The organism is Streptomyces sp. NBC_00986 (assembly GCF_045162565.1).
In the GTDB taxonomy this organism is placed as follows: Bacteria; Actinomycetota; Actinomycetes; order Streptomycetales; family Streptomycetaceae; genus Streptomyces.
Window position 1 is genome coordinate 6551569 of record NZ_CP108733.1, and the last position, 15019, is coordinate 6566587.

Sequence of the window (15019 nt, forward strand, 5' to 3'; positions counted from 1 at the left end):
ACGTAGATACGGGACGTGACCGAGCGGGAGGATGAACGTCCATACGCACTCTCGGGGGGAAGAGCACCCATGGCGAACCAGTACCCCGGACCACCTCCGGAACAGCCGCCCGGACAGCCCGGCCAGAACCCCTACTCCACCCCGCCCGGCGGTCCCTACGCCGAGGGCGCCTACGGCTATCCCGCGACCGCCCCGGCTCCCGTCTACGGCTACCCGCAAGCCGTGCCGCAGCCGTACGCACAGCAACAGCCCCAGCCCCAACCACCCATCGGGGCGCCGGTGTTGACCCTCGGCGACATCGCGGTCAACGGTGACACCATCGTGAGCCCCGCCGGGACGATGCCGCTCAGGGGCGCGGTGTGGACGGCCACGGACATGTCCCGTACGGAGGAGCGGATTCCGCCGCACGCGATCGTGCTGGCGATCCTGTTCTTCCTGCTCTGTTTCGTCGGGCTGCTGTTCCTCCTGATGAAGGAACGCGTCACCACCGGCTTCGTGCAGGTCAGCGTCAACAGCGGCGGTCGGCACCACGCCACGATGATCCCGGTGCAGTCCCGCAACCAGGTCGTGTACGTCCTCAACCAGGTCGGCTACGCCCAGTCCATCAGCGTCTGAGGCGTCTGAGGCGTCTGAGGCGTCTGAAACGTGTGAACAGGCGGACGGCCCAGGCGAGTTGCGCCTGGGCCGTCTCAAGACGGGATGGGATGGGACGGGTCAGCGTCGGCTGGCCCGCGCCAGCGCCGGGACGAACCGCAGCGCGTCCACCGTGCCCACGCCGGTCGCCATGTCGTAGCCGTTGACCGCGGTGTAACCGGTCACGCCCGCGTACGTGTTGTTCGTGCCGTCGTTCACGTCGACGATGCCGTTGCCCTTGGCGCCGTGCTTCGCGAGCGCGTACAGCGCCGAGTTGATGTTGCCGACCCGGTGTCCCGCCGCCTGGTCCGCGAGGGCGATGATGCCCGAGAAGAGCGGGCTGGCCTCGCTCGTGCCGCCGTAGACGTCCCAGCCGACGGCCGTCGGGTCGAAGCTGGAGTACGTCCACGCGCCGCCGTTGACCGCCGCGGCCATCGAGACGTCGGGGGTGGCGCGCTGGGTGCCGACGATGCTCTTCACGCCGTTCTGGAAGGACGGGCGGGCGAACACGTGGGACTGGCCACCGCCGCCCGCGCCGTAGTCGTTGTAGACGCTGTCCGGCGTGACGCGGTCGCCCTTGTCGTTCAGGTGCAGCTGCGTGCCGCCGATCGACGTGACCAGCGGGTCGGATGAGGGCCAGGAGTTGACGGGCTTGTCGTAGAAGGCCGAGCCGTCCGCGTTGTAGTCGGTGGCGCCGCCGTCGCCGGAGGAGGCGAGGACGGTCACGTGCTTGCGGTTGGCGGCCTCGAAGGCGTAGCGCAGCTTCTTGATGCTGGAGAAGTCGCCCTGGTCGAAGCCGGGGAAGGTGTTCTCGGTGGCGCCGAAGCTCTGCGTGATGACGTCGCCGACGCCGTGGTCGATCAGGTACTTCTCGGCGTCCATCATCTCCGGCAGCCCGGTGACGCCCTCGGTCTCGGCGACCGCCGTCTCCACCAGCACGATCTTCGCGTCGGGCGCGACCGCGTGCGCCATCTCGACGTCCAGGGTGGTCTCGCCCGCCCAGCCGGTCATGTCCGCGTTCGTCGGGTCGAAGACCGGGACCTTGCCCCACTTCACGACGTTCACCTTGGCGCTGTGCATGCCGAACTGCTTGCTGTACGTGTCGAGATCGTGCTGGATCGTCGGCGAACCGAACGAGTCCACGATGACGATCGTCCGCCCCTTGCCCGTGATGCCCTTCTTGTAAAGCGAGTTGAGGTTGTACGCGGTGCGGTACTGCAGCGGGTTGTAGCACGCGATCTGCCACTTGGCCTCGCACTCCGCGCTGGAGAGCGGGGTCGGCACGTCGCGCGCGAGGGTGTGCCCGGTGATCGCCGGTATCGCCTTCGTCCGCGGTACGGCGGCGGGCGCGGCGCCGGCGACACCGCCCAGCGGGGCGGTCGCCAGCGCGGCGACGGCGAGGCCTGCGGTGGCGGCCGTGGCAGCGGCGATGTTCAGTCTCGTGCGGGCTATGCGCATGAATCCCCCCAGAGTGCTGCGGAGTCCGCCCGGCCGTCAGCCGGGCGAAGTAGTCTCCGCGCATCTCATCGAGTGAGACATGCACAGGACAAGACTGTTGAACTGTCGATGCCGAACCCTTTGCCCAAACAGCACCAAAGACTCGAACACCCCTGCCGATCCGACCTGTTGACTCAGGCCGCGGCCGGCTGTCGGCCCTCAGATCGAGTACGGCACCGCGTGCACCTCGTCCGCCCGGTGCCCCGCGCGTTCGTGGACGCGCTGGACCGCCTCGGGCGACGGCGCCTCCGACAGGCAGTAGACGGTCCCGGTCTCCGGATCCGCCCAGGCCCGCTCGAAGTGGACACCCTCGTCCTTCTCCACGGCGAGATCCGCCTTGTGGGCCTCCATCAACTGGTCGGCCGTGATGCCCTTCATTCCGTGATGTACGTCCATGTACTGAGCCATGACCGCGCACCTCCTTCCGTTCCTTCCATGCTGCGCCCGTACGCCGCTCGCGGCACGACGAAGGGGCCCCGGCGCCGTAGCACCGAGGCCCCTCCGGGAGTCAGGCGGCGGTCAGCCGCACTGGCACGGATTGCCGGACTGGCACCCGCAGCCGCAGCCCGAGCCGCAACCGCAGGCGCCGAAGAGCGGGAGGCTCTTGATCTCGGCGGGCTGCTGCGTCTCGCGCTCCTGCGTCGGGTCCGGCGTCGTGGCGGGGGATTCGGCCATGGGTCCTCCTAGAGGCTGGTGCCTGTGCCCATTGGATGCCCGCTTCGCCGGGCGCATCAACGGCGCATTGAGGCTTCCCCGCAAGCCCCCGGTACCTTCCGCAGGCCGGGGTCTTTTCTAACTGGTCACAGGTCGTGACAGTGGTTAGAAAAGACCCCGGCTTCCAGCGACCCCCCGACCGAGCGGAGACGGAGAGCTACGCGCCCTCCGCACCCGTCACCGGCTGGATGTCCGGCTGCAGCTCGTCCGCGTGCTCGCCCGTCACCAGGAACACCACACGCTTCGCGACCGAGACCGCGTGGTCGGCGAAGCGCTCGTAGTAGCGGCCGAGCAGCGTCACGTCGACCGCGGTCTCGATGCCGTGCTTCCACTTGTCGTCCAGCAGGTGCTGGAAGAGCGTGCGGTGGAGGAGGTCCATCGCGTCGTCGTCCTGCTCCAGCTGGAGCGCGAGGTCGACGTCCTTCGTGATGATGACCTCGGCCGCCTTGGCCATCAGCCGCTGGGCGAGCTGGCCCATCTCCAGGATGGTCGCGTGCAGGTCGTGCGGTACGGCCCGCTCGGGGAAGCGGAGCCGGGCGAGCTTCGCCACGTGCTGGGCGAGGTCGCCGGAGCGCTCCAGGTCGGCCGACATGCGCAGCGACGTGACGACGATGCGCAGGTCCGTCGCCACCGGCTGCTGCCGGGCCAGCAGGGCTATGGCCCGGGCTTCGAGGTCGTGCTGGAGGTCGTCGACCTTCTTGTCGGCCTCGATGACGCTCTCGGCCAGCTTCAGATCGGAGTCCAGGATGGCCGTCGTGGCGCGTCCGATCGCCGACCCGGCCAGCCGGGCCATCTCCACCAGACCGTCGCCGATCGAGTCAAGTTCCTCGTGGTACGCGTCCCGCATCAGGGTTCCCTCTCCTACGTTGCTTCGGGGGCTCCGGGGCCCTGGGCCTGTCGGTGTGACTAAAAACCGGCCCTTCCACCCCACGCTCCCACGTTCCCGCTCCTACGCGACGGTTTACGCCACCCCAAATGAATCAATACTGGCTCCAAGGTGAACTCTGGGCGACGAGTGTTCGAGGTCGCACTCCGATGGCTGTGGCCAGGAGGTATCCCATGCCTAACCTGGGGGCATGGACGTGAACGCGGCGGTCGCCGCAGCGGCAGCGATCGCCGGGGTACTCACCGGTGTCATCGCCATGCTGGCGTTCCGCTGGAGCGAACGCGACCAGAAGCGACCGACCAGGACCTCCCTGCATACGGACCCGGTGCTTCCGCCGGGTGTGGACACCGTGCTCTCGGTGCTCCGCTCCTCGGCCGTCGTCCTCGACGAGGCGGACGCCGTGGTCAAGGCCAGCTCGGCGGCGTACGCCCTCGGACTGGTCCGCGGCGGGAAACTCTCCGTCGACCCGATGCTCCAGATGGCCCGGGACACCCGGCGCGACGGCGAGATACGCCAGGTGGAGCTGGATCTGCCCCGGCGCGGCACCGGCCGCGGGGAGGCCCTCGCGGTCTCCGCCCGGGTGGCGCCGCTCGGCTCCCGGCTCGTCCTGCTCCTCGTCGAGGACCTCACCGAGGCCCGCCGTATCGAGGCCGTACGACGTGACTTCGTGGCGAATGTCAGCCACGAACTGAAGACCCCGGTCGGCGCGCTCTCCCTCCTCTCGGAGGCGGTCATGGACGCCTCCGACGATCCTGAGGCGGTGGAGCGTTTCGCCGGACGGATGCAGATCGAGGCCACGCGCCTGACCAACCTCGTGCAGGAGCTCATCGACCTGTCGCGGGTCCAGAACGACGACCCCCTCGAAGACGCCGAACCCGTCCGCGTCGACGAACTCGTCGCCGAGGCCATCGACCGCTGCCGGCACCAGGCCGGCACCAAGCAGATCACCATGGCCGCCGGCGGCACCGCCGACCTGCATGTCTACGGGAACCGGGGCCAACTGGCCGCCGCCCTCGGAAACCTGGTCGAGAACGCCGTCAACTACTCGCCCGCCCGCACCCGCGTCGGCATAGCCGCACGCCGGGTCACCGCGGGCGGCGGCGACCACATCGAGGTCGCCGTCACCGACCAGGGCATCGGCATCTCCGAGAAGGACAAGGAGCGCGTGTTCGAGCGCTTCTACCGTGTCGACCCGGCCCGCTCACGGGCCACCGGCGGTACGGGTCTCGGACTGGCGATCGTCAAGCACGTGGCCGCCTCGCACGGCGGGGAGGTCACGGTGTGGAGCTCCGAGGGACAGGGCTCCACGTTCACCCTGAGGCTGCCGGAGGCGGGTGCGGCCCGCGACCGTGCCCACCAGCACCCCGACCTCGACGACGAGGTCGAGGCGTCCCCTGAACCATCCCCGTACGAACCGCTTCCCGCCCCGGAGGTCCTTCCGTGACCCGAGTGCTCGTCGTCGAGGACGAGGAGTCCTTCTCCGACGCCCTGTCGTACATGCTCCGCAAGGAGGGCTTCGAGGTCGCCATCGCGACCACCGGGCCCGACGGACTCGACGAGTTCGAGCGCAACGGCGCCGACCTCGTCCTGCTCGACCTGATGCTGCCGGGGCTCCCCGGCACGGAGGTCTGCCGCCAGCTGCGCGGCCGCTCCAACGTCCCGGTCATCATGGTGACGGCCAAGGACAGTGAGATCGACAAGGTCGTAGGCCTGGAAATAGGAGCCGATGACTACGTCACCAAGCCCTTCTCGTCCCGCGAGCTCGTCGCCCGTATCCGGGCCGTCCTGCGCCGCCGCGGCGAGCCCGAGGAGGTCACCCCGGCCGCCCTCGAGGCAGGTCCGGTCCGCATGGACGTGGATCGCCACGTGGTCACGGTCTCCGGCTCCAAGGTCGACCTGCCCCTCAAGGAGTTCGACCTGCTGGAGATGCTCCTGCGCAACGCGGGCCGCGTACTGACCCGCATGCAGCTCATCGACCGGGTCTGGGGCGCGGACTACGTGGGCGACACCAAGACCCTCGACGTCCACGTCAAGCGCCTCCGCGCCAAGATCGAGCCCGACCCGGGCGCGCCGCGCTACCTGGTGACGGTGCGTGGCCTGGGCTACAAGTTCGAGCCGTAAACCGACCACCAGGCCTTAAGCACTGCCTGCGTACGACGAAGGGCGGGACCTCTCCGCGAGGTCCCGCCCTTCGTCGTGTCGTACTACGGCTGCTCAGCCGGTGGTCGTGGCCGACTCCGTGGCCGTCGCGCTCGCGGAGGCCGCGTCGGTCGGGGTGGCCGACGTGCTCTTGCCCGGCTTCGGCGAGCCGGAGGTGGTCGCGGTGGCGCCCGCGGCCGGGGTCGAGGGGATCGAGGTCGGGCCCCACTTGGTGAAGTAGCTGTCGGCCGGGACGACGAACGCGCTCAGGCTCACGGCACCGGTCGTGCTGAAGGTGAAGGTGACCTTCTGGGCGTTGCCGTCCTGGAGGCTGTCGCCGGGGGTGGCCAGCGCCGCGGAGGCGTTGCCCTTGCCGCCCAGGACGAGCGAGCCGCCGGCCGGGACGACCAGCTTGCCCTTGCCCTTGGCGGGGGTGAGCGCGGCCGTGCCGGCGCCGTCGACGCTGACGGAGTCCAGGGTCTGGGCCTTGGCGCCGGTGTTGAACAGGGTCGCGGAGATCACCGCGGGGCCCGAGGCCGCGGCGCCGGTCTCGGCGAGGGGCTGGGTGATGACGAGCGCGTTCTGCACCTTGATGGTGCCGACGGAGACGGCCGCGTTGTCCGGCTTGACCTCCAGCGTCTGTGCGTCGTTGCCGGCACCGCACGCGGCGAGGGAGGCGATCGAGAACGCGATGGTGGCGGCGGCGAGGGCGCCGCGTCGAAGGCTGCTGCTCACGGCGGCGGCTACTCCTTGAACGTGGGCGGAGCAGGGCGACTCCCGAATAAAGCCGCCCTAAGTGTCTGTCAGCGGCCTTAGGTTACCGAGCCGTTCCCGCACCACCGCACCCGACCCTCCCTCAACCGGGTACCCATGTGCCTCAAGTGACTCGTGGGTCACTTGCGACCGGCACTCGTCCGGCATTCACATAAGCAGCTCAGACGTCCGTCGGCGGATTTTCGGTGAAGAATGCACGGCGCCCCGGATAATTGATCACCGGCATCTCGACGGGCTTCGGTGATCAATTCCGGATTCGTCTCGCACCGGGCTCCGGCCACCGAACGGAGTAGCGGAAGTCGAGCACTTGGAACCAGACATTTGGGGACGTTCGTCCGCTTGGAGGCGCCTTCGGATGTGTGTAACGTACGCGTTTCACCTCGCCCGGAGAGCCGCTCCGACCTGCGAATACCCTCTTCCGCTCGGCCTCCGCAGCACGTTCCTGTTGCTGTTGTCAAGCCCCGAGATGCGCTCTGACCTGCGAAAACGCCATTCAGAACCCGCAGTTTCCGTGTTACCCTGGATAGCCACGGAAGGGGTACCTGTCACATGACGTTCAAGGTTGGCGACACCGTGGTCTATCCCCATCACGGGGCCGCGCTGATCGAGGCTATCGAAACTCGCCAGATCAAAGGCGTGGACAAGACCTATTTGGTGCTGAAGGTCGCTCAGGGTGACCTGACGGTGCGTGTGCCAGCGGACAATGCGGAGTTCGTCGGCGTACGTGATGTGGTCGGTCAGGACGGGCTGGACCGGGTCTTCGAGGTGCTGCGCGCTCCGTATGCCGAGGAGCCCACGAACTGGTCGCGTCGTTACAAGGCAAATCTGGAGAAGCTCGCCTCCGGCGATGTCATCAAGGTCGCGGAAGTCGTCCGTGACCTGTGGCGTCGTGAGCGCGAGCGCGGACTCTCCGCAGGTGAGAAGCGCATGCTCGCCAAGGCTCGCCAGATCCTGGTGAGTGAGCTCGCGCTCGCGGAGAACACGAACGAGGACAAGGCCGAGGCCCTGCTCGACGAGGTTCTCGCGTCCTGACGCAGGCGACTGGTACGCCCTGCTCAGCACACTGAAATGCCGTGGTGCCCGATGACAGCTCCCTTGTCGCCGGGCGCTTCGGCATGTTCGGGGAAATTTTTCCGGCGCCGACACCGACTGTGACTTCGCCGAGGTCGAGAACTCCGACTCTGTGACTCTGTCGAACGCCGGAGAGACATCCCCCGATAATGGTGTGCCGGGCCCGGGCAGCTGGCTCGACCGGTGTCACGGAAGGGTCCGGTCAAGGCGTCGCGCCCGGCACTCCTGAGGCCATACCCACGTAGGTCGAGCACACAAACCTGACAGGAACCGATGTCTGACGATTCGCGCTCTTCGCAGGCGCAGTCCTCCGTCGCCGCCGTGATTCCGGCCGCCGGCCGGGGTGTACGCCTCGGCCCGGGCGCCCCCAAAGCGCTCCGCGCGCTGAACGGCACCCCCATGCTGATCCACGCGATCCGCGCCCTGGCCGCGTCCCGCGCGGTCTCCCTGGTCGTCGTAGTGGCCCCGCCCGACGGCGCGGCCGAGGTCAAGACCCTCCTGGCCGCGCACGCCCTCCCGGACCGCACCGACTTCCTGGTCGTCCCCGGCGGCGACTCCCGCCAGGAATCCGTGAAGCTCGGCCTGGACGCCCTGCCGCCCGGCTACGACATCGTCCTCGTCCACGACGCGGCCCGCCCGCTCGTCCCGGTCGACACGGTCGACGCGGTCATCGAGGCCGTACGCGACGGAGCCCCCGCCGTGGTCCCGGCCCTGCCCCTCGCCGACACGGTCAAGGAAGTCGAGCCGGCCGAGACCCCGGGCGCGCCGGAACCGGTCGTGGCCACCCCGGAACGCGCCCGCCTCCGCGCCGTACAGACCCCCCAGGGCTTCGACCGCGCGACCCTGGTCCACGCCCACGAAACGGTCACCGACAACGTCACCGACGACGCGAGCATGGTCGAACAGTTGGGCCTGACCGTCGTGGTCGTCCCGGGTCACGAGGAGGCCTTCAAGGTGACCCGCCCCCTGGACCTGGTCCTGGCGGAGGCGGTCCTGACCCGCAGGAGGCTGAACGATGGCTTCTGAGACGTACCCCTTGCCCCAGGTAGGCATCGGCACCGACATCCACGCCTTCGAGGAGGGCCGCGACCTGTGGTGCGCCGGCCTGAAGTGGGAGGGAGAGGGCCCGGGCCTGGCCGGCCACTCCGACGCGGACGTCGTGGCCCACGCGGCCTGCAACGCCCTCTTCTCCGCCGCCGGCCTCGGCGACCTGGGCCAACACTTCGGCACCGGCCGCCCCGAGTGGTCGGGCGCATCCGGGGTCACCCTCCTGACAGAGGCCGCGAGGATCGTCCGCGAGGCAGGCTTCACGATCGGCAACGTGGCGGTTCAGGTGATCGGCCCGAGGCCAAAGATCGGCAAGAGGCGAGATGAGGCCCAGAAGTTGTTGTCGGAGGCGGCAGGGGCTCCCGTCTCGGTATCGGGAGCAACAACGGACGGTCTCGGCTTCCCGGGGAGGGACGAGGGCCTCATGGCAGTGGCGACCGCCCTGGTGGTGAAACACGCTTGACTGGGTCGGCGTTTCAGGGGCGCGGGGAACTGCGCGACCAGCCCCCACCGGGCCCGCAGACAACAAACAACCCAACCGTCTGAGGCACAGGGCAACGCCCACTACCCTTGTACCGTGACCATTCGCCTGTACGACACCAGCGCCCGGCAGATTCGCGACTTCACCCCGCTCGCAGCGGGCTGTGTCTCGATCTACCTCTGTGGCGCCACCGTGCAGGCCGCCCCCCACATCGGCCACATCCGCTCGGGCCTGAACTTCGACATCCTCCGCCGCTGGTTCGAACACCGCGGCTACGACGTCACGTTCATCCGCAACGTCACGGACATCGACGACAAGATCATCACCAAGTCCCGCGAACAGGGCCGCCCTTGGTGGTCGATCGGGTACGAGAACGAGCGCGCGTTCAACGACGGTTACACCGCACTCGGCTGCCTCCCGCCGACGTACGAACCGCGAGCGACCGGCCACGTCCCCGAGATGATCGAGATGATGCGCGGGCTGATCGAGCGCGGTCACGCGTACGAGGCCGACGGCAGCGTCTACTTCGACGTGCGCTCGTACCCGGACTACCTGGAGCTGTCGAACCAGGACATCGACGACCTCCGCCAGCCCCCCGAGGACGGCATCACCGGCAAACGCGACCCGCGCGACTTCGCGATGTGGAAGGCGACCAAGCCGGGCGAGCCCGACTGGGAGACCCCGTGGGGCCGCGGGCGCCCCGGCTGGCACCTGGAGTGCTCGGCGATGGCGCACAAGTACCTGGGCCCCGCCTTCGACATCCACGGCGGCGGCCTCGACCTGATCTTCCCGCACCACGAGAACGAGATCGCCCAGGCCAAGGGCTACGGAGACGACTTCGCGCAGTACTGGGTGCACAACGCCTGGGTCACCATGAGCGGCGAGAAGATGTCGAAGTCGCTCGGCAACAGCGTCCTCGTCTCCGAGATGGTCAAGCGCTGGCGCCCGATCGTCCTGCGCTACTACCTGGGCACCCCGCACTACCGCTCGATGATCGAGTACAGCGAGGAGGCCCTGCGCGAGGCGGAGTCCGCGTTCGCGCGGATCGAGGGCTTCGTGCAGCGGGTCGTCGAGAAGGCCGGGGGAGTCGTCGAGCCCGCCGCCGAGGTGCCGCCGGCCTTCGCCGAGGCGATGGACGACGACCTGGGCGTTCCGCAGGCGCTCGCCGTCGTACACACCACCGTCCGGCAGGGGAATTCCGCCCTCGCCGCCGACGACAAGGAAGCCGCCGTGGCGCGGCTCGCCGAGGTGCGCGCCATGCTCGGGGTCCTCGGACTCGACCCGCTCGACCCGCACTGGATCGGCGAGGGCGGCGACCGGGGTGAAGACCTGCACGGGGTCGTCGACACCCTGGTCCGCATGGTCCTCGACCAGCGCGAGGCCGCCCGGGGCCGTAAGGACTGGGCCACCGCCGACGGCATCCGCGACCAGCTCAACCAGTCCGGACTCAACATCGAGGACGGCCCGCAGGGCCCGCGCTGGACCCTCGGCCCCCGCTGAACCCACCCCGATCACAACCCCGATCGCACCTTGATCGCACCCGGTCAACGAAGATCGACTGTGCCGCCCGGCCTCCCGGGCGGCACACTGCATAGACGTACGTATTCACCGCACTCCAAGACGGATCACACAGACAGGTAGGTCATGGCAGCCAACAACCGCCGCATGTCCGGCAAGAAGGGCGCGCAGGTCGGCAGTGGCGGCCAGCGGCGCAGGGGCCTCGAAGGCAAGGGCCCCACCCCGCCCGCCGAGGCGCGCAAGGGCCACAAGAAGAACCGCATCGCCAACTCCAAGGCCAAGCAGGTCCAGCGCCGTCCCGCGCCGCGCGGCCGTGGCGGCAAGGGCACGTCCGAGATGGTCGTCGGCCGCAACCCGGTCGTGGAGGCGCTGCGCGAGGGCGTCCCGGCGGTCACGCTCTACGTCCAGCAGTTCATCGACAACGACGAGCGGGTCCGCGAGGCGCTCCAGCTCGTCGCCGAGCGCGGCGGCGTCCACCTCATGGAGGCCCCGCGCCCCGAGCTGGACCGCATGACGAACGGCCTCAACCACCAGGGCATGGTCCTCCAGGTCCCGGCGTACGAGTACGCGCACGCCGAGGACCTCGCCAACGCGGCCTACGACAAGGGCGAGGACCCGCTGATCGTCGCTCTCGACGGGGTGACCGACCCGCGCAACCTCGGCGCGATCGTCCGCTCGGCCTCCGCCTTCGGCGGGCACGGCGTCCTCGTGCCCGAGCGGCGCGCGGCCGGCATGACGGCCGGTGCCTGGAAGACGTCGGCCGGTGCCGCCGCGCGTACGCCCGTCGCCCGCGCCACCAACCTGACGCGCGCCCTGGAGGCGTACAAGAAGGCGGGCCTCGCGATCGTCGGTCTCGCGGCCGACGGTGACACCGAGGTCGGTGAACTCGCCGCGCTGGAAGGCCCGGTGGTCATCGTGGTCGGCAGCGAGGGCAAGGGCCTGTCCCGACTCGTGGGCGAGACCTGCGACTTCAGGGTCCGGATCCCGATGCCCGGCGGCGGGGAATCCCTCAACGCCGGTGTGGCGGCGGGAATTGTGCTCTACGAGGCGGCACGCAAGCGCTCCTGAACGGACGTTCGGCACCGTCCCCCACTTGGGGCAATCTGGGCGCCGGGCACACGCTTGACGCGGTCCGGACACTTCCGGCGAGTCAAAGCAGTGTCCTAAACACACGTCACTCGGTTAGATGAGTGTGGACACCAGAACACCCCGCACACCCACGGGGGACGGCCCGTCGGGCTTCGACGACGCTCCCGCGCTGAGCATGGTGAAGGTGCCGAGCGATCCGGCGCAGATCATCGTCAATCATGCGAGCTTCCGCGTGCAGTTGGGCGCCTCGTCGCGTCCCCCGTCGCCGCGGATCGCACGGCACCTGAGCGCCACCGAGGCCCCCGGCCGGATCCCCGCCGCCGGCGCGCGTCGCCGGCCCGTCGTCTGGAGCGGCAAGTCCGCACCGGACGACACCGGCGCCCACCGGCTGCTCCAGGCCGTGCGCGGCACGGGCGTCCGCCACGGCGACGAGCCGGCCGGCGACGCCGGAGCCACGCAGGTCATCCCCCGTATCGACAGCGGCGGTTACGACGACGAGCTGACCGCGCAGACCATCGAGACCCCGGTCGTCGGCGCCCAGCGCGGCGGCGATCACGACACCGGCGAGACCCGACTCCTGCCGCCCATGCGGACGGTGGGCAGCGCCTACGACGAACCCGCCTACGGGGACCCGGAGTTCGAGGACTTCGAGAGCGCGGAACAGGAGCGCCGCACCCGGCGCAACTCCAACGAGCCCGTACGGCACGCCTATTACCCGGGCCGCCGGATGAACCTCGGGGTCGTCCTCCTCCCGCTCCGCATCTTCCTCGGCTTCATCTCCATCTACGCCGGCATGGGCAAGCTGTGCGACCCCGTCTACTTCGACGGCGGCAAGCGCGGCTCCATGGTGAAGTGGCTCAACACCCTCCACCCGTGGGAAGTCGCCGAGCCACTACGGCAGTTCGCGCTCCAGCACCCCGTCGGCTCCGGGCTCGTCATCGCCTTCGCACAGGTCATCGTGGGCGTCCTCACGATCCTGGGCCTGTGGCAGCGGGTCGCCGCGGTCTTCGGCGCGCTGCTCTCGGCGGCACTGATCGTCACGGTCAGCTGGAAGACCGTCCCGGCCTACGACGCCCCCGACATCATCTATCTCGCCGCGTGGTCCCCGCTGATCATCGCGGGCGCCCCCGTCTACTCCGTCGACGGCCGCCTCGCGGGCAGCGCCTGGCGGCGCCTCGGACCCCGCGCCGACATCTGGGAGCTGCGTCGCTACGTGCTGCGCCGCGGCGCCCTCGTCACGGCCGTCTCCATCGGCCTCACCCTGCTCGTCGGCTCCCTGCTCGGCGGCGCGGTCCGCGACTCCAGCCGCGTGGTCGTCCCCGGCCCCGGCGAGGCCCCGCGCAACGAACTGCCGGGCGCCCCGCTCCCCGGCGAACCGACCAAGAGCCACAGCAGCAGCCCCAGGGCGTCCAAGTCCCCGTCCCAGCACGCCACTTCGGCCAAGCCGTCGGGCGCCGCGACGACCCCGGGCGCGACCCGCTCCTCCTCCGGTACGGCCACCAGCGGTGCCCCCAGCCAGACCCAGGGCACCGCGGGCCGCACCCAGCCCCAGCAGTCCTCCCCGGCCGGCCAGGCCCCCAGTACCACCTCCGGACCCACGTCCAGCGGCGGTACGAGCGGCGGCACCGGCTCCAACGGCGGCTCCAGCACCGGGGGTTCATCCTCCTCCGGCCAGCCGGGCCTGGTGGGCGGCCTGTTGGGGTAACTGGGCCGGTGGGGGGCTTGTTGAAGCAGTCGCCCACCGGCTGACCTCCGGGAACACCAAGCGGGCCCGCACTTTCTAGTGCGGGCCCGCGGTTTTTTTTAGGGGCGCGGGAAACTGCGCGACCAGCCACAGCGGACCGGCACCCGAAACACAACCTGACCGACCGTCAACGCCCCAGCGCAGCAAGCTCCTTGGCGGCTTCCCGTAGATCCTTCGCGGTATCGATGGCCCGCCAGTAAGCCCCCTGCGGAATAGGGAACCCGGCCAACCGCCGCTCACGCGCGAGGTGAGGGAAAGTCGTCCGCTCGTGATCCCCCCGCTCCGGCAACAGCCCAGCGAACTCGGGCGAGAAGACGTACACCCCCGCATTGATCGCGTACTGCGTCGGCGGCGACTCGATGAAGTCCGTGACCCGCCCGAAGCCGTCGGTCTGCACGGCCCCCCAAGGAATCCGCGGCCGAGCCAGCGCGATCGTGGCGACGGCGTCGCGCTCGGCGTGGAAGTCCGCCATGTCGCGCAGCGAGAAACGGGTCCAGATGTCGCCGTTGGTGGCGTACCAGGCGCTGTCCGGCCGCGGCAGGTGCGCGGCGGCGTACTTGAGCCCACCACCACGGCCCAGCGGCTCCGTCTCGACGACCGTGGTCACCTCGACCGGCAGATCGGCCGACTTCAGCCAGTCCTGCAGCACCTCCGCGAGATGCCCGCAGCTGACCACCACGTCGGTCACGCCCTCCTCGGCGAGCCAGACGAGCTGGTGGCCGATGATCGGCGTCCCCGTGCCGGGGATCTCGACCATCGGCTTGGGCCGGTCGTCGGTGTACGGGCGCAGCCGGGATCCCTGGCCACCGGCCAGGATCACGGCTTGGGTGGGGCGCGACGCGGCGTTCGGATCGGTCATGACCCGAACTGTACGTGGCGGCCCCACCGCATCTTTCGGCTGCAACCGTTCCTTAATCAGCCGTTACCGACCTCCTACTCCGGGCACCGGCTCCGGTCAGCTGTGCGCGGCCATGACCCCGGAGGCGAACGCGGTGTCGCACACGGGGCGGGCGTAGGACTGGGCGCGTGCGGCGCCGTAGATACGGACCGCGGCGCGGCCCAGTGCGCGGGCGATGGAGGTGCAGTGCGTGGCGAGCGACGGGTGGCCGTTCACCGCCTCCTGGAGGTGCGTCAGGACGACGCCGGGGTTCTTGTCCTGGAGCTCGGTCATGAGCTGGTCGCGCAGGATGTCCTGCGGGGCGCGTGCGGCGGCCCGCGAGGAGGCTCCGGCCGCCGTGACGTCCGTCGCGGTGAGCATCGAGCTGGAGGGGCTCCCCGACCAGTTGACCCGGGTGACCGCGAGGGTCCCGGAGAGCACCATGACGACGGGCAGGACGAGGGCGAGCGTGCGGCCGACCCGGCGGGCGGGGCCCCGGCCGCGTCGCGGCTGTTGGTTATTGGAGTGCTTCACGCGTGTGAGGGTAGC

At 69.8% G+C, this 15019-nt stretch carries 16 protein-coding genes; 9 read left to right on the forward strand and 7 right to left on the reverse strand.

All coding sequences use genetic code 11. The features are described from left to right. Positions 1–69 precede the first annotated feature (69 nt). Complete coding sequence (locus tag OG504_RS29310) at positions 70–615, forward strand: hypothetical protein (protein ID WP_405992486.1); 546 nt, start codon at positions 70–72, stop codon at positions 613–615. A gap of 99 nt (positions 616–714) precedes the next feature. On the opposite strand, the gene OG504_RS29315 is transcribed toward OG504_RS29310, so the two are convergent. The 4 genes from OG504_RS29315 to phoU form a co-directional block, all read right to left on the reverse strand. Then, positions 715–2091 (reverse strand): S8 family serine peptidase, encoded by a 1377-nt coding sequence (locus OG504_RS29315; protein ID WP_405992487.1) that lies wholly within the window; start codon positions 2089–2091, stop codon positions 715–717. Between the two features lie 198 nt (positions 2092–2289). Further along, a complete protein-coding gene (locus OG504_RS29320; protein ID WP_327403109.1) occupies positions 2290–2538 on the reverse strand; it encodes an SCO4226 family nickel-binding protein in 249 nt (82 codons plus the stop codon). A gap of 111 nt (positions 2539–2649) precedes the next feature. Continuing rightward, positions 2650–2805 (reverse strand): hypothetical protein, encoded by a 156-nt coding sequence (locus OG504_RS29325; RefSeq protein WP_019062518.1) that lies wholly within the window; start codon positions 2803–2805, stop codon positions 2650–2652. A gap of 196 nt (positions 2806–3001) precedes the next feature. Next, on the reverse strand, positions 3002–3691 hold the full coding sequence (gene phoU, locus OG504_RS29330) for a phosphate signaling complex protein PhoU (RefSeq protein ID WP_327403110.1): 690 nt from the start codon (positions 3689–3691) through the stop codon (positions 3002–3004). A gap of 229 nt (positions 3692–3920) precedes the next feature. On the opposite strand from phoU, the gene OG504_RS29335 reads away from it, so the two are divergent. Together OG504_RS29335 and OG504_RS29340 are read left to right on the forward strand one after the other, a co-directional pair. Then, positions 3921–5174, forward strand: coding sequence for a sensor histidine kinase (locus OG504_RS29335; protein WP_405992488.1), 1254 nt, complete (start codon positions 3921–3923; stop codon positions 5172–5174). Next, positions 5171–5851 carry a response regulator transcription factor gene (locus tag OG504_RS29340; RefSeq protein WP_009340348.1) on the forward strand — a complete coding sequence of 227 codons (681 nt, stop codon included), beginning with the start codon at positions 5171–5173 and terminating at the stop codon, positions 5849–5851. The genes OG504_RS29335 and OG504_RS29340 overlap by 4 nt, the downstream gene beginning before the upstream one ends. 93 nt (positions 5852–5944) lie before the next feature. On the opposite strand, the gene OG504_RS29345 is transcribed toward OG504_RS29340, so the two are convergent. Then, positions 5945–6604, reverse strand: a complete 660-nt coding sequence (locus OG504_RS29345; RefSeq protein WP_405992489.1) for a copper chaperone PCu(A)C — start codon at positions 6602–6604, stop codon at positions 5945–5947. 588 nt (positions 6605–7192) lie between these two features. Between OG504_RS29345 and OG504_RS29350 the strand changes: the two genes are divergently transcribed. From OG504_RS29350 to OG504_RS29375, 6 genes are all read left to right on the forward strand, one after another. After that, positions 7193–7675, forward strand: coding sequence for a CarD family transcriptional regulator (locus OG504_RS29350; RefSeq protein ID WP_003953493.1), 483 nt, complete (start codon positions 7193–7195; stop codon positions 7673–7675). A 312-nt stretch (positions 7676–7987) separates the two neighbouring features. Further along, positions 7988–8740 carry a 2-C-methyl-D-erythritol 4-phosphate cytidylyltransferase gene (gene ispD, locus OG504_RS29355; RefSeq protein ID WP_405992490.1) on the forward strand — a complete coding sequence of 251 codons (753 nt, stop codon included), beginning with the start codon at positions 7988–7990 and terminating at the stop codon, positions 8738–8740. Beyond that, the gene (gene ispF, locus OG504_RS29360; RefSeq protein ID WP_405992491.1) at positions 8730–9224 is read left to right on the forward strand and encodes a 2-C-methyl-D-erythritol 2,4-cyclodiphosphate synthase; all 495 of its coding nucleotides are present in this window, start codon (positions 8730–8732) and stop codon (positions 9222–9224) included. Before ispD ends, ispF begins: the two co-directional genes overlap by 11 nt. A 114-nt stretch (positions 9225–9338) precedes the next feature. Further along, positions 9339–10742, forward strand: coding sequence for a cysteine--tRNA ligase (cysS, locus tag OG504_RS29365; RefSeq protein WP_405992492.1), 1404 nt, complete (start codon positions 9339–9341; stop codon positions 10740–10742). A gap of 144 nt (positions 10743–10886) precedes the next feature. Next, the gene (gene rlmB, locus OG504_RS29370; protein ID WP_405992493.1) at positions 10887–11828 is read left to right on the forward strand and encodes a 23S rRNA (guanosine(2251)-2'-O)-methyltransferase RlmB; all 942 of its coding nucleotides are present in this window, start codon (positions 10887–10889) and stop codon (positions 11826–11828) included. 118 nt (positions 11829–11946) lie between these two features. Further along, positions 11947–13554 (forward strand): DoxX family membrane protein, encoded by a 1608-nt coding sequence (locus OG504_RS29375; RefSeq protein WP_405992494.1) that lies wholly within the window; start codon positions 11947–11949, stop codon positions 13552–13554. A gap of 166 nt (positions 13555–13720) precedes the next feature. Here OG504_RS29375 and OG504_RS29380 read toward each other — a convergent pair whose 3' ends face one another. Together OG504_RS29380 and OG504_RS29385 are read right to left on the reverse strand one after the other, a co-directional pair. Beyond that, positions 13721–14452, reverse strand: a complete 732-nt coding sequence (locus tag OG504_RS29380; protein WP_405992495.1) for an NDP-sugar synthase — start codon at positions 14450–14452, stop codon at positions 13721–13723. A gap of 96 nt (positions 14453–14548) precedes the next feature. Next, entirely contained in the window at positions 14549–15004 is a 456-nt protein-coding gene (locus tag OG504_RS29385; protein WP_327403119.1) for a hypothetical protein, read from the reverse strand. Between the last annotated feature and the right edge of the window lie 15 nt (positions 15005–15019).

Bases quoted from the DNA above. Each gene is read 5' to 3' on its own strand.
- OG504_RS29310 (WP_405992486.1), top strand. From the start codon at position 70: ATGGCGAACCAGTACCCCGGACCACCTCCGGAACAGCCGCCCGGACAG.
- OG504_RS29315 (WP_405992487.1), bottom strand. From the start codon at position 2,091: ATGCGCATAGCCCGCACGAGACTGAACATCGCCGCTGCCACGGCCGCC.
- OG504_RS29320 (WP_327403109.1), bottom strand. From the start codon at position 2,538: ATGGCTCAGTACATGGACGTACATCACGGAATGAAGGGCATCACGGCC.
- OG504_RS29325 (WP_019062518.1), bottom strand. From the start codon at position 2,805: ATGGCCGAATCCCCCGCCACGACGCCGGACCCGACGCAGGAGCGCGAG.
- phoU (WP_327403110.1), bottom strand. From the start codon at position 3,691: ATGCGGGACGCGTACCACGAGGAACTTGACTCGATCGGCGACGGTCTG.
- OG504_RS29335 (WP_405992488.1), top strand. From the start codon at position 3,921: ATGGACGTGAACGCGGCGGTCGCCGCAGCGGCAGCGATCGCCGGGGTA.
- OG504_RS29350 (WP_003953493.1), top strand. From the start codon at position 7,193: ATGACGTTCAAGGTTGGCGACACCGTGGTCTATCCCCATCACGGGGCC.
- ispD (WP_405992490.1), top strand. From the start codon at position 7,988: ATGTCTGACGATTCGCGCTCTTCGCAGGCGCAGTCCTCCGTCGCCGCC.
- ispF (WP_405992491.1), top strand. From the start codon at position 8,730: ATGGCTTCTGAGACGTACCCCTTGCCCCAGGTAGGCATCGGCACCGAC.
- rlmB (WP_405992493.1), top strand. From the start codon at position 10,887: ATGGCAGCCAACAACCGCCGCATGTCCGGCAAGAAGGGCGCGCAGGTC.
- OG504_RS29375 (WP_405992494.1), top strand. From the start codon at position 11,947: ATGAGTGTGGACACCAGAACACCCCGCACACCCACGGGGGACGGCCCG.
- OG504_RS29380 (WP_405992495.1), bottom strand. From the start codon at position 14,452: ATGACCGATCCGAACGCCGCGTCGCGCCCCACCCAAGCCGTGATCCTG.